General features: G+C 71.1%; 7 protein-coding genes. 1 reads left to right on the forward strand and 6 read right to left on the reverse strand.

The features are described 5' to 3' along the window. The 4 genes from NBW84_RS15245 to NBW84_RS15260 all read right to left on the reverse strand — a co-directional run. Positions 1-1,589 (reverse strand): hypothetical protein (locus NBW84_RS15245; RefSeq protein ID WP_250285404.1); only part of this gene is annotated, 1,589 nt, incomplete at its 3' end. Between the two features lie 530 nt (positions 1,590-2,119). Then, the gene (locus tag NBW84_RS15250; protein WP_250285405.1) at positions 2,120-3,397 is read right to left on the reverse strand and encodes a methyltransferase domain-containing protein; all 1,278 of its coding nucleotides are present in this window, start codon (positions 3,395-3,397) and stop codon (positions 2,120-2,122) included. Positions 3,398-4,006: 609 nt separating this feature from the next. Further along, positions 4,007-5,179, reverse strand: a complete 1,173-nt coding sequence (locus NBW84_RS15255; RefSeq protein WP_250285406.1) for a TolB-like translocation protein — start codon at positions 5,177-5,179, stop codon at positions 4,007-4,009. After that, the gene (locus NBW84_RS15260) at positions 5,172-6,821 is read right to left on the reverse strand and encodes an MFS transporter (RefSeq protein ID WP_250285407.1); all 1,650 of its coding nucleotides are present in this window, start codon (positions 6,819-6,821) and stop codon (positions 5,172-5,174) included. Before NBW84_RS15260 ends, NBW84_RS15255 begins: the two co-directional genes overlap by 8 nt. A gap of 478 nt (positions 6,822-7,299) precedes the next feature. Here NBW84_RS15260 and NBW84_RS15265 point away from each other — a divergent pair, with 478 nt between their 5' ends. Continuing rightward, positions 7,300-8,379 carry a hypothetical protein gene (locus NBW84_RS15265; RefSeq protein ID WP_250285408.1) on the forward strand — a complete coding sequence of 360 codons (1,080 nt, stop codon included), beginning with the start codon at positions 7,300-7,302 and terminating at the stop codon, positions 8,377-8,379. A 212-nt stretch (positions 8,380-8,591) separates the two neighbouring features. Here the strand turns inward: NBW84_RS15265 and NBW84_RS15270 are convergent, their stop codons facing one another. Both NBW84_RS15270 and NBW84_RS15275 read right to left on the reverse strand, forming a co-directional pair. Then, positions 8,592-10,982, reverse strand: a complete 2,391-nt coding sequence (locus NBW84_RS15270; protein WP_250285409.1) for a UvrD-helicase domain-containing protein — start codon at positions 10,980-10,982, stop codon at positions 8,592-8,594. Further along, on the reverse strand, positions 10,979-14,158 hold a 3,180-nt coding region (locus NBW84_RS15275; protein WP_250285410.1), incomplete at its 5' end, for a Zn-binding domain-containing protein. The genes NBW84_RS15275 and NBW84_RS15270, both read right to left, overlap by 4 nt.

The following is a 14,158-nucleotide window of genomic DNA, read 5'->3' on the forward strand; positions in this document are numbered from 1 at the left end:
GGTGCCCCGCCGTGGCCGGCCGCGCTGTCGGCGGAGCCGGAAGCCGCGTCCTCCCGCGACAGGCCCGACGGTGCGGCGGCACGAGGCACGACCACGGGTGACGCGGCCACCCGTGACACGCCGAAGCCGCTGTCAGCGGCACCACGGCCAGCGGGCCGGCGCGTGCCGGGCCGTCCGTCGTGCACCACACCCACCAGGCGTTCGGCCAGGGCCGGCCAGTCCCGCAGGACCCGCGAGAGCTCCCTGATCCGCGTCCGGCCGGTCGCGACCGCGATGACGACATCCGCCTGCATGGCGGACGCCGCCGTCATCGGAAGATCGACAAGAGGGGGTGTCAGCACGATGACAAGATCGACGACCGGTGCCCGGTCGGCCAGGATGGGCACGAGACCGCCGGGGCGGGCCGCCCGGGCCTGCGCGACCCGGTTGTACAGCACATGCCCGCTGCCGGCACCGGACGAACGCGCCATGCAGGTCGGCTCGTGGGCCCACCGGGGCAGCTCGCTGGACACGGCGGGTGGCAGACGCTCCAGGGCCCCGCGCATGTCCGGCTCCGGCGAGGCGTCCAGGATCAGCACGATCCCCTGGTCGTCCGACCAGCTCGCCGCCACCGTCGTGACCAGGTCGGGCGCCAGGTCACCCCGGCCGGCCGGGGTGAGTGCGATGACCTTGCCGGTCGGGGCCAGCACGGAGGCCATGGCGGCGACCAGCCGGCCGGCCGGCAGGTCGTTGCCCCGCCCGCCGGAAATGCTCGCGATCAGCGGAGCACCCAGGACGTCGGCCGCGTCCCCGGCGTCGAGCACCGTCGGGCGGCGCAGGTAGGTGGCGCAGAGCCCGGCCACCGTCAGCAGCAGGCCGGCCAGGGCGCCGACGAGCGTGTTGCGCGCCAGTTTCGGAGCGACCTTCCCGACCGGGGAAGCGGGCTCGGCGAGGGTCACCGCGGCCGGCGTGCCGGTGGCCTGTACCTGCGGGATCTGCCGGTTGAGCTCGGCGAGCTGCGCGTTGAGGGTGGCGACCTGGGTGGCCAGCGTCTGGCCGTCCGCGGTCCTCGGCAGCGCCGCCAGCCTCCGGAGGTTCTGGGAGATCTCGTCACGCAGCTCCGTCAGCGAACGGGCCGTCCCGCCGCCGGCCGCCTGCTGCTGGGTGAGAAGCTGCTGGTAGGCGGCCTCGACGGCCTGGACGAGACCGGTCGCCCGCTGCTCGGTATCGCCCCTGCCGGTGATCGTGAAGAAGTCGCCCCGTTCGGACGCGGTGATCGTCAGCCGCTCGGCCACCTCCCGCCGCGGCAGGCCCAGCTGCTTGGCGGCCAGATCGAGCGTCACGGTGGAGCCGGCGAGCTGGGCCTGGGTCTGGACGATCCGGGCGGCGTCGAGATGATCACTGCTGGGTAGCGCCTGGGAGGCACCCAGGAACACCCGGCCGGTCGCCTCGAAACGCTCGTCCCGCTGCTTGCTGACGGCCAGCGCGCAGACGGCACCGACGACCGCCCCGAGGATGATCACCAGCCACCGGCGCCGGAGCAGCCGGAACGGCGAGATTCTGGGCAGCGCGCGCTCGGCTTCCGCGCGCGGCCAGGCGGCCCGGGTCACCGGAACGTCCTCCTCGGGCCACGAGAAAATACAAGATCATAGGAAAACGCGAAAAGCTGGCGGACGCGGACACCCCCGTAGCACCTGTCCTGCGCAGACATTACAGCCCCCTGGATTCCCTGAGACCTCCCGGACCTTCCAGATCGCTGGAACGGCGGGCACCCCCGGGGGCGAGAAAGCCGGTGGCCCCACCGTCCTCAAGCATTGAAACTACACGGCGCGTCCGCCACGTGTTTCCGCGGCAGCGGAACCCGCCGAAGAAATCATTCAGTCACGCAAAGTAATGGACGTGCGGAAGGCGTGGCCGCCGCAACCGGCCACACCGACACAACCGGCTCCGGCGGCAACGGCGTCCGACGGCACCGGCGCCCGGCCACGGAAACGTGGATCACCGATCGGGGCCGGGACGCGCGGCCCGCCATCCCCCGTCCGCCACCTCACCCGGCATCCCTGCCCGGCCGCCCCCACATGGCGCCTTCGCCTGGCACGGAGCTACCCACAGCCAAAAAGACAAAAAGACAAAAAGACAACTAACACACAACCGGACGAGGAACCGGGACGATGAACTTGCCGCCCCTGCGGGCGAACGCCGCCTGCTGATCCATGATCTCGTCTCTGACGTTCCAGGCCAGCAGGAGCAGGTAGTGCGGCTGGCGCTGGGCCAGCACGGCCGGGTCGAGGATCGGCGTACGCGCGCCCGGGATGTACTTGCCCTGCTTGTCGACGTTGCGGTCGACGACGTACTGCACAAGATCGGTGGTGATACCGCTGGAGTTCAGCAGCATGGCGCCTTTGGCCGCGGCGCCGTAGGCGGCCACGCTCCGCCCGTGCGCGCGCAGCTCGTGCAGGAGGGTGAGCAGCTCGGCCTGTGACTCGCGCACGTCGTCGGCGAAACTCGCGTACCGGTCGAAGGTGTCCAGGCCGGCGGCACGTTCACGGTCAAGGCGCCTGCCCACCCCCGGGCCGGGTCTTCCGGCCCGGCTCAGCCGCCAGCGCAGGATGCCGCCGGGATGCTCGGGGAACTCCTCCACGTCCGTCAGGCGCAGACCGTGACGGCGCATCAGCGCGTCCACGGCGATGGTGGAGAAATAACAGGAACGATCATGGTCGACGGCGTCGAACCCGGTGTGGTCGAGCAGGGCTCCGACCCCGGAGTCATCCACTTCGACGATCCCGTCATCGGCGAGCAGGACGGACATGCCCTCGGCGAAGCCGTTCGGATCGGGGAGGTGCGCCAGCACGTTGTCGACGATGATGACGTCCGCCCGCAGCCCCTCGGCGGCCAGCGACCGGGCGAGCCCGGCGTCGAAGAACTCCGTACGGGTCGGCACGCCGATCGCGCGGGCGGCGGACGCGAGTGCGGGTGACGGCTCGATGCCGAGCACCGGGATCCCGCGTTCGGCGAACGCCCGCAGCAGGCACCCGTCACCGCTCGCGATCTCCACGACCAGGCTGTCGGGGCCGAGAGCACGACCGGCGATGATTTCCCTGGCACGCCTGTCCGCATTTCGGCGCGGCGTGTCCCCGGACGACGGGAAGGGCCGGTAACCGGCGCCGAAAATCTCCTCCGCCGGGATGGCGTGGGTGAGCTGGACCAGCGCGCAGGAGGCACAGAAACCGATCTCGAGGGGAAAGACGGGCTCGGGCTCGGCGAGGTCGTCGGGCCGCAGCAGCCGGTTGGCGATCGGTGTCCGCCCCAGGGAGAGGAACGGGCGTGGCCGCGGCCCGCCACACGAGCGGCAGGCTTCGACCGGGACGGCCGTCACCTGCTTACGGGCCAGTGGCTGATCGACGGACTCGACTGACATGCGATCCCCTACCTGCCTTTCGACCGGCACCTGGTTCTGATCGACATCTGGTTCTGACCGGCATCTGGTTCTGACCGGCTCCGGGGCGCTGGCCGCCGGAGCTTTTCCCCCGGTCGACATGGCCTACCAGAACGACATGGCCCACCAGAACGTATCGGAATGACATTGCATACCGGAATAGCGTGGTGTACAGAGATGTGGCTCACAGGCGACGTGGCTCACAGGCGATAACGCGGGGCGGCCGCGTGAACAGGGCGGCACCCACCAGGGGAATTACCGGTCGGGAGGGTGACGCGCATCATCGAGCTGTCACCTTCGGGCGTGCCGCGATCCACTCGCGGCACACTGGAGGGCCATGATAGTGGCCTGCCCGGGGCTTCCGACAAGATCAACGGCTGTGACGAACCAGTCAGCCCCAACAACCGAGGACGACGAACCAGCCGGCCGACGGCCGAAGGCGACGGGCCAGCCAACCCAGCCGTGACCAGCGCGGCCGCGGCCGGAACAGCCCCGGCGAGACGACCATGACCGGAACCAGCGCGAACGGAACCACCACGAACGGAACCACCGCGAACGGCATGCCCGGCACGTCCGGCCCGGGGCGCCCGCTCAGCGGAACAGGGCCGGCGACCATGCCTGCGGGACGAGGATGCGCGGCGCGCCCGAACCGTCCGCCGGCTCGGCCCAGGTATCGGTGATCGAGGCGGCGCTGCCGTCCCGCGGCAGGCCGTAGACGACCGTGTCGTTGTCGAACCAGGCGATCTGGTCGTCGACGCTGCGCTGGTCCGCCAGCTCGGTGCGCCGCATCGTCTTCAGGTCGAGCACGGTCGCCCGCCAGCGCACCGGGCCGCCGTCGGCGGCCACCCGCTGCTTGAAGGCGATCCGGGTGCCGTCGGGGGACAGCGACGGGCACTCCACGTTGGTCGTGAGCGTGTGCACCTGCCGGGCCCGGACGCTGCCCCGGACCAGGTAGGTGGTGCCGCCGGTCGCGAACGTCGCGTAGAAGGTGTCGTCGTCCGAGGCGAACGTCACACCCCAGAAGTTCTGGTCCGCCGGGTTGATCCGCTGGCCGTCCCGAAAGATCGCGAACTGCTCGAGACTACCCAGCTCGCGCTGCTTGCGGACGTCGTAGAGGGTGGTGGCGGTGGAGAAGGCCGGGCCGGCGTAGGCATGCCCGGAGACGAACACCGTGACCGCGGCCAGATGGCCGTCGCGGGACAGGCGTGCCCGGCTCGGCTCACCCGCCACCCGGAAGCTGTGGACCGGACGGAGGTCGGGACCGAACAGGTACGCCTTGTACGTGGTCACCACGCCGCGTTCGGCGCCGAGGCAGAGACCGGTGTCACCGGCGATGTCCACCCGCTCACACGTCAGCGAGGTGACCTCCCGGGAGCCGGCGGGGCTGTTCAGCGGCACCATCGCCACCCGGCCGTAGGAGGAGTCCCGGGCCGTGCTCCGAAAAACGATCTTCGGTTCGCCGGTCAGCGGGGCCGTGCCGGCCGTCCCGGCCGGTGATCCGGAGCGGCGCGGGTCCGTCGCGTCGCGGTGGGCCACATACAGCCCGTAGCTCCCGGCCAGGAGTACGCATACCACCAGCAGCGCCACGAACACGAACAGTCGTCGACGTCGTCCGGTGGACGCCGTGGCATCCGGTTTCCGGCCGGCGCCGGGCCTGCCTGATGTGCCGCGCCCACCGCGCCCGCCGCGCTTGCCGGGCGCGGTGGGCGCGGCGGGCCGGGGCGGACCGGGCGGACGTCCACGGGCCCGGGCCGGGTCAGCCATCGGTGCCCGTCTCCTTTCCGCTGTCCTGCGTCACAGGCGTCCCCGTCGGGCCGGGCCCACCCACCGGGCCGGGCGCGCCCACCGGGGCGAGCACCCGGGCCCGGGCGAGAACGGCCACCGCCACGAGGCACCCGGCGGCTCCGGCCCCGCCCGCCAGCCACAGTGCCGAGCTGGCACCGTACAGCGTCCACAGCGCACCGAACCCGGCGGATGCCGCCAGTTGCCCGAGCGCCACCCAGGTCTGCAGGAGCGCGATCCCGGTGGTCCGCGACCCGGCCGGCAGCAGCGCGCTCGCCGCCGCGGGCAGGACGCCGTCGGTCGCCGCGTAGAAGGCCCCGAGCAGCGCCAGGCAGCCGAGCAGGACGGCGGCACCCGGCCGCGGCACGAGGAGCAGCAGGTAGACGGCGACCAGCAGCACGTAGCCGATGATCAGCATCCGGGTGCGGCCGGTCCGGTCGGCGATCCGGCCCAGGGGGACGGCCAGGGCGAGGTAGACGCACGACGTCCCCGCCGCGAGCAGGGGGAAGTAGTAGGCCGCGAGATCCACCTCCTGCTGGAGACGGAGGTAGACGAAACCGTCACCGATCGTGCACAGGGACAGAGCCCCAGCGACGATGGTGAGCGCACGGTAACGCCTGTCGGCCAACAGACCGATGGCGGCCCGCATGGTGCGCACGGGACGGCCGGACGGCTCACCCCCGCCCGGCGCGTCCAGAGAGTCCGGCGTGCCGGGCGGGACCGGCGGGCCCGATATGGCCGGCGCGGCCGGCGGATCCGGTACGCCTGGTATGCCCGATACGGCCGGCGCGGCCGGCAGGCTCGATGCGGCCGTGGATACCGCCACGGCCTCGACCGGCCCGGCACCGGACACAGGAAGATCGTTCGCGTCGCCGTTGACGGGCACGGTGCCCGCCGTGCCCGGGGGGTGCCGCTCGACCAGGAGGACGATCACGGCGACACCCATCAGAGCCACGCACGCGCTCACGACGAAGACCAGGTCGTACGAGTCCGGCGAGGCGGCCAGCAGGGCGAAGGCGACGAACGGCCCGAGCATCGCGCCGACCGTGTCCATCGCCCGGTGGATGCCGAAGACGAACCCGAGGTCGCTCTCCCGGGAGGTCAGGGACAGCAGGGCGTCCCGTGGGGCCGTCCGCAGCCCCTTGCCTATCCGGTCGCCGGCCAGCGATCCGGAGACCATCGCGGGGGAGGCTGCTCCCAGCACCAGCACGCCCTTCGCGAGCGCGGACATGGCGTAACCGGCCGCGGCGATGTCACGGTGGCGCATCCAGCGGTCGGACAGCAGACCGCTGACCGGCCGTACGAACACACTCACGCCCTGGTAGAGACCATTGACCAGGCCGTACTGGAACGGGGTGAAACCGAGCGTGCCCACCAGGTACAACGGCAGGACGGCGGTGACCATCTCGGTCGACAGGTCGGTGAGCAGGCTGGTGAGCCCGAGCAGCAGCACCGTGGGGCCGACGGCCTGGCGCAGCCGCCGGGTGGCCCGGCCTCGTCCGCCCCGCCCGGCGGGCGTGGGGAGCGTCCCGTCCACGTGGGCGGCGGGTGGTGTGGCCGGAGCGGCCCCGGCCGCGCCCGGCCGCGAGGATTCCGGCGGACGGTCACGCAAAGTCGTGTACATGGCCTCCCCCCTGCCACGGACAGGCTAGGCCACGCAATATCGATCTTTGACACCGCACTGCGCGTCATGACCGCACCGAGCTCCGCTGGAGGGACGCCCGCGGCACGGGCCGCGACGCCGGCCGCGGGCGCCGGCCCCTGGCCGGCCCCGGCCGGGGCACGACGCCAGCTTCGTCCGTCCACCAGCCCGTTGGGTTTGCCCGGCATGTCACACCCAGTATCTGGAGTTATACGTAACTACCAACGGTTATAAATTGTTCACAAATGGTTGCAATTTCACAAAATTGCACGCCAATAAGAACGACCACAGGCAACAAAACAACTCTTGAAACACAATTACGATCAATTGAGCCAACGCGCCAACAGCACTCTGTGAAATATGACGGTGACTCTCGGTGGATGCCCATGAGGAGCGCTACTGTCATTATCAACATCGGGGGGATCAAAGCCGTATTCACGGCTGAAGGAGGAAATTCACAGTGGGCTCACAACGTTGGCTGGGCGGGCGGCTCGTGCCCCTGCTCGCCGGAGCGGCTGTGGCGATCACCGGCGGGCTTGCCGGCTGCAAACCAGCGGTAGACCCGGGGCCGACATCAACACCGACACCACCGGCCGCCATCGCTCTCGCCGCGACACCCACCACGACTGCGTCCTCACAGCCGACAGCGGCACCACCGGCGACGCCCACGGCCACCGCGGCGGCCGGCGTGCCGAAGACGCCGACGGCGGCCCAGCCCGGCGCCCCGGCCCCGGCGCCCGCCCCGGCCAGCAGCTTCCCGAACGCCGGCAACACCGGGGTACCCGCCGGTGTGACACTGACCGACTACACCGGCCCGCGAGAGATCACCAAGGCCAACACCGTCATCCAGAACGCCCGGATCAAGGGCGGCGGCCGCCTCACCATCTCCGCGCCCGGAGTCGTGATCAGAAACAGTGTCATCTCGACCGACGACACCTTCGGTGTCAGCGTGAACAGCGACCAGGTCGCCAACGCCTCGGTCACGGTCGAGGACTCGGAGTTCATCGGCAGCTACGACCCGCAACCGGCCGACGAGATGGCCATCCGGGGCAGGAACTGGACGGTACGCCGGGTGGAGATCCGCGGCTTCCGTGACGGCGGCGGCATCGACGGCGGCAACGTCGTCGAGGACTCCTACCTCCACGACTTCGTCGTCAGCTCGGCCTGTGAGCACATCGACGGCCTGCAGGGGCTCGGGAACACCGACAACATCACGATCAGGCACAACACGATCGACATCGCCCTGGACCACTGCATAGCGGGTGTGGTCCAGCTCGGCACCGAGTACGGCAGCAACCACAACGTCACCGTCGACAACAACTGGCTGGCCGGCGGCTCGTGGATCTTCTACTCCAGCCTGCTCCCCGGCGGTTCCAGCGACGAGATCAAGTTCATCAACAACCATCTCAGCAAGAAGTACTTCCCCAACTACGGGGTCTACGGCGTGGCCCACGACTGGAACCCCGGCGTGGCCGGCGTCCAGTGGTCCGGCAACGTGGACGCCGACACCGGAAAGGTCATTCCAGCACCCGTCACCTGAGAGCACGGGCGACCGCCGACGCCTGCGGACGACTCCACCATGAGACTTCCGTGATGTTGTCGTGGCATCACCGTGACATGACATCGCTGTGACAACGGTGGCCCGGGCTCACCTCCCGGGCCACCGTTTTTCGCCCTCAGCACTTTCCCCAGCACCTCGCCCGCCAGCCCCTTACCCGCGGGCCGTTGAGGCATCCATACCGTTTCCGGCTGTCAGGAGTGCGTGACGGCAAGGAAAGGGCTCGGGGTGCCGTGCCAGAAGATGGTCAGGTCGTCGCGGGCTCGGGTGGCGGCGACGAAGAGCAGGGAGCGGTCGCGCATCCGTTCTCGCAGGTAGCGCTTGGGGTCGCTGTCCTGGTAGCTCTCGATGGCGCTGCGCGGTACCAGCCCGGCGCACACCCCGCCAATGATCATCCGTCGGTATTCGAGCCCCTTGAAGCGGTGCATCGTGCCCACGTGCACACCGTCGTGACGCTTCGGCCCCTCCGGGCCGATCTCGACAGCGATGATCCCGTCCTCGGTGAGGCGTTGGATGACCTCGCCGGCCATCTGCCTGGTCGGTACGCACACCGCGATCGAACCGTCCGATGGCAGACCACCCGTCGCCGAACTGTCGGCCGGCGGGCCGTCGGGCGCCGCCAGCCACGTCCGTACCTGACGGCTGATCAGCTGCTGCTCCTCGGCCCAGGTGCCCACGCCGCGCAGCGCCGGCCGGCCACCCCGCAGCAGCGAGCGGTATCCGGCAAGGTTCTCCTCGCCGCCGTCCAGATCGTCGTATGTCTCCCCGCTGAGCAGCTCCAACGCCGTTCCCAGGATCTGCCGGGTGGTGCGGTAGCTGAGGGTCAGCCTGGCCGAACGCCCGCGGATATTGATCCCGAGGCTGCCCAGGGTGACATAGTTGTCGTAGATGCGCTGATGGGTGTCGCCAGCGAGGAACATGTCGTCCGGCATGGGCGGGACCATGGCACGCAGCATCTTCCAGTGCGCGGCGCCGAGGTCCTGCGCCTCGTCGACGATGACGTGCCGGTAGCGGTAACGCAGGGTGGAGCCGGAGCTGTGCTGCCCGCGCAGCGCCCGCTGGATCTGGGCCTGGCGGTCCATTTCCAGGCGCGCGGCGCGGCCGGCCAGCTGGCGCCAGGTCCATATGCCGTCGTCCTCGAGCCGTTTTTCGAACCGTTCGGTGAGCCGCCAGATGACGTCCCGGTCCTGTCGGGTGAGCGCGCGGCCGCGGCCCGGCCGGCGTGCCTTGAAATAGTCGGTCCGTGAGTTGAGGACCTGCCCGAGGACGACCTGGGACCATTCGGCGGCCAGGAACTGCGGGTCCCAGCGTGTCTCGCCCAGTTCGAGGAGCATGGCCTGCCACCGCTCGGCGGCGACGGTGTCGTCGACGATCCGGCGGCGGCTGTCGAGCCCGGCCTCGGCGACGATCCGGCCGGCCAGCTTGTCGATGTTGACGATGTCCACCCGGGCGAGCAGCTCCGGGCCGGCCAGTGCCAGCAGCCTGGTGCGCAGGTCGGCGGCGAGGTTGCGGTTGAAGGTCGTCAGCAGGATCGGTTTGTCGTCGCCGGGTGGCAGGTGTTCGGCCAGGTAGCGGGCTCGGTGCAGGGCGACGATGGTCTTGCCGGTCCCGGGGCCGCCGCCGACCCGGGCCGGCCCGTTGTACCGGCGTTCGACCAGTTTGCGCTGGGTGGGGTGCAGGAAGACCTGCCAGCGGGCGAACGACTCGGCGAGGATCGCCCGCAGGGCCTCGTCATTGCTGGTGACCTGGGTTGACGGGCGCTGCACCGCCGCGGCGAAGTCGTCGGGGTTGACCGGCTCGTCGGCGCGGACGGGGTCGGTCACCTCCTCGAGCACCTGCTCGTAGGTCTTGCCGTCGTACAGGGCCAGCAGGACGTCGGCGGTGAGCTGCGGGGCGATATCGGCGAGGGCGAGCAGCTCGTCCTCGGTGACGATCCGCCGGATGAGCGGGATCAGCGGCTCGGAAACACCGAGGTCGAGGAGGATCTCGTCGCTGATGCCGGCGAACAGCGGGCGCGGCCCGCCCTTTTCCGCGGCATCGGCGTCCCCTGCCTCCCCGGCTTTCTCGCCGCCGGCTTTCTCGCCGCCGGCCTTTTCGCCGCCGGAGACGACGGTGTGGCCCGTGGCCCCCCGCGGGCCGTCGTCACCGGGTTTCGCCTCGACGCCGCCGTCGGGACGACGCTCGTGCGGACGGTGCCCGTCCGGGTCGGGTGGCAGCAGACGGCCGACAATGCTGTCACCGACCGGTGACAGGTCGACGACCTCGATACCGCCGGTGACCCGGTTGATCTGGTACTGGTACCGGTCGAGGCTGTCGTACACGTCCTTGCGGTCGCGGACCGAGACAAGCAGATAGTCCTGACCGCCGACGTGGAGCAGCAGCGCCCGGAAATCGTTCCCGACTCGGGCCGACCACAGCCGTGGATCGCCACTGAGCCGTTTGAAACGCAGTTTCGGGTTCCACGGGTTACGCCGGAAAAGGTCCTGGAACTCGTAGACCGCGCCCTTGCCGGTACGCGACAGCGCCAGGATCTCCTTGTCCGCACGCTCCAGGATCCGCAGCGTCACCCCGCCCTGGCCGCTCACCGGTCTGTGTCCTCTCGTGATCCGTCGACCGATCCACCGGGTACGGCCGATCCAGCAGGTACGACGATCTTCTGGACGAGTTCGTCGACGGCCCACCGGGTGGCTGTCCGGGCGTCCCAACCGGCGGCCGTGTACGCTGCGTCCCGATCGGCGATCTCGGCGTCACCAGCTGTGGAGCCATCAGCCGTGGAGCCGTCGGCACCGCCGGGACCGGTGGCGTCACCGGGCTCGGCGGCCACGGGGCCGAGGAGCACCGCCACCCGGGCCGCGGGCCATGCGACCTCGGCCTGCCACGCCTGGTCACCGATCTCGTAACCGATCTCGGGCGGCGGCGCACCGGCGGCCAGCACGCCGCGTACCAGCTGTTCCAGGCCGGGCTCGTCCGGGTCGAGCAGGTCCAGCACCTCCTGCCAGCGTGGGTCCGCCGGCCGCGCGCCGGTCGCCGGCGGCCTGGCCGGCAGGAGTGACACTCGGCCGAGCAGTGACGCCCGGCCGAGCCAGGACGACGTCTCGTCGTCCAGCGGGAGAGCCCGCGCCACGGACAGCAGGCCGCCGCCTTCGGCGACCGCCAGCAGCCCGGGGTCAAAGGTGCCCAGTGCGGAGAGCGCGAGCTGGACGCCGTCCCCGCGGCCGGCGTCGAGGAACTGCACCAGGTTGGTCCAGTACAGCCAGGCGGCCCAGCGGATCCGGTGGTCCTCCTCGTCGGCGGCGATGGTCGCGGGCCGGTCGTCGACCGCCACCAGGGCCGACCAGGCCCGGTCCGTGCTGCCGGCCCGCTCGTCGACGATCAGTACGAGCGGGCAGCCGCCGGTGTCGGCGACCCGCAGCAGAATGATCGGGTCGAGCCCACGCGAGGGGAGATCGTCGCCACGCAGCGCCGCGGTGACCCGGTCGGCGACGTGCCGGGAGCCCGACGAGGTGGCCACCGCGCCCGGCTGTCTGAGCAGCCCGGCTAGCCCGCCCTCGGCCCGGGCCCGCCACAGCCGCGGGTCGGGATCCCGCAGGAACGCCAGCAGCGTTTCGACCGGGTTCACCCAGACCGTGTCGTTGAGCTCTCCACCGTCGCGCCCGGTGCGCTGCTGGTAGTAGTCGCGGGCGGCCCGCCGCCCGAGGCCGTGGTACGGCGACCACACCCGCGGCCGGCCGCCGCCGGCTCCGCCCACACCATCGGCCCCATCGGCCCCGTTGGTCCCGTTGCGCCAGGCCTCCACGTCGTCCCAGGTGAGCTGGAAGACGTGCACGCCGTGGGCGCGCAGCCGGGTGCGTTTGTCGGCGTCGTCGGCGAGCCGGTTGTGTTCGCTGGACGCGTGGTAGCGGTAGCCGTCGAGGTAGACGGCCACCTCGGCGGGGGCGGCGTCCAGACGGACGAAGTGGATGTCCGGCCGGGTGCCGCGGATGGTGTTCTGCAGCTTCATCCGCCAGTGGACGACCTGGCCGTCGGGGGTCTCCATCCGCAGGTCGGCGATGCGGGCGCCGTCCTGGTCGGCTGCCCGGGTGATGCTGGCACGGCTGTCCGGGCGCTGGCCCCAGTCGAGCAGGGCCCGCAGGAAGCGCAGTTCCAGTTCGCTTTCGACCTGGTCGAACAGGGAGATCTCGCTCGTGCGTACCGACGGCCCGACCGTCCAGGGCTCCAGCAGCTCCCCCAGCATGCTCAGCGCCTCGGCCCGGATCATCAGGGGGAACTCCCTGTCCCGGGCGTAGCGCAGCAGGCAGCGGTGGCAGGCCGGTTTACCTTCGGTGACGCAGCGGCAGTCCGCGATCACATCCCGGGCGGCCTGGAGCACGTCGCGGAAGCTGTCCGGGTCGCTGATCCGGTGCAGGTAGCCGGTGCCGCCGGGCTGGACGTCGTGGACGACCAGGAACCGGCGGGTGTGCCCGGTCTCCTGGTCGGGCATGACCGCCTTCACGATCCGCAGATGGTCGGGGTCACCGCCGTATCGGGCGGCGATGCCCAGGCGCAGGGCCGCGGCGAAGGAGACGATCCGCTCCTCGACGGCGGCGGTGACCGCCGGCACCAGGATGCGCAGGGCCTCGGTGCGCAGCTCGTGGGCGAGGATCAGCGGGACGTGCTCGGCGGCGTGCGGGGCGCGCCGATAGCGGCACCACAGCCGGTGGTGTTCGGCCGCTTTGTCACCGGGGCGGCCCGGCCCGCTGGCCGAGGTGGACGGCGCGATCGCGGCGAGGCCCGTCGTCGTCGGCGGCCGGTCGGTGGTGGTGCCGCCGCACGAGGTGCACGTGTAGAAGGGGCTGAGCCGGGTGTCGACCCCGGCGAAAATGTCGCTGGCGGGCCGGTCGTAGTGGGCCACGCCCAGGTTGAACTCACGGATGACGGCCTGACGGGTGTAGTCGACGCCGAAGGTGACGTGGCTGTGCCGCCAGGACTTCTCGACGTGGGCCGGGTCGACGTCGACGGCGATTGCCGTGGTGTAGGGCCTGACGTCGCGTTCGTCGGAATCATCGTGGATCTTCGCGTCGTCCCGCCGGTCGTGCGCGGTGACCTTGGTGGGCCGCAGGACGGTGAACAGGTTGCCCGCGTCGGCGATCGCCGGGCTGGCGCAGCGGGGGCAGCGGCCGGTGTCCTCGGCGGCCAGCGTGGTACGCACGTAGCCGCAGGCCGGGCAGACCCGCCACTGTTCGTAGGCGGGCCGGTTCGGCGAGCCGATGTCGAGGCCGGAGATGGTGTGCCGGTAGCCGAGGACGTAGTAGCTGTTCCCGGGGGCGAGTTCCACCAGCGCGGGACGGGCGGGGCGGTTGTACTCCCTCAGTTCGCTGTGGAAGACCCGGTTGTCGTCGCTGCTGCGGTCCTCCCAGGTGAGGGTGGCTTCCAGCGCGGTACGGGTGTCGATCAGCGCGTAGTTCGGCAGCAGCCCGGACTCGACGAGGGTGCCGTGCGCCGAGGCCCTGCCAATCTGCCCGATCCGCTGTCTGACCGCTCGGCGCTCGGCCCGCAGGGCCCGGTGGTCGCGGTCCTGGTCAGGGTCGGACGTGATCAGCAGGGCCGCGGCCTCCTCGATCGCGTCGAGCCGGTGGCGCAGGTCGGCCAGGCGCGCGTCCCACTCGTCCCGCACCGCCTGGACGGCCTGGGCGAGCCCGCCGGTGGCGTAGGCACGCAGCTCGGCCGCGGCGGCGGCGCTGACACCGGCGGCGGAGGCAGCGCCGTCCGTGCCCTCCAGGCC

Origin of the sequence: Protofrankia sp. CiP1_Cm_nod2 (assembly GCF_920664355.1) — a bacterium.
Taxonomy (GTDB): domain Bacteria; phylum Actinomycetota; class Actinomycetes; order Frankiales; family Frankiaceae; genus Protofrankia.

Coding starts and splice junctions, on each gene's coding strand:
- NBW84_RS15250 (WP_250285405.1), bottom strand. CDS start 3,397: ATGTCAGTCGAGTCCGTCGATCAGCCACTGGCCCGTAAGCAGGTGACG.
- NBW84_RS15255 (WP_250285406.1), bottom strand. CDS start 5,179: ATGGCTGACCCGGCCCGGGCCCGTGGACGTCCGCCCGGTCCGCCCCGG.
- NBW84_RS15260 (WP_250285407.1), bottom strand. CDS start 6,821: ATGTACACGACTTTGCGTGACCGTCCGCCGGAATCCTCGCGGCCGGGC.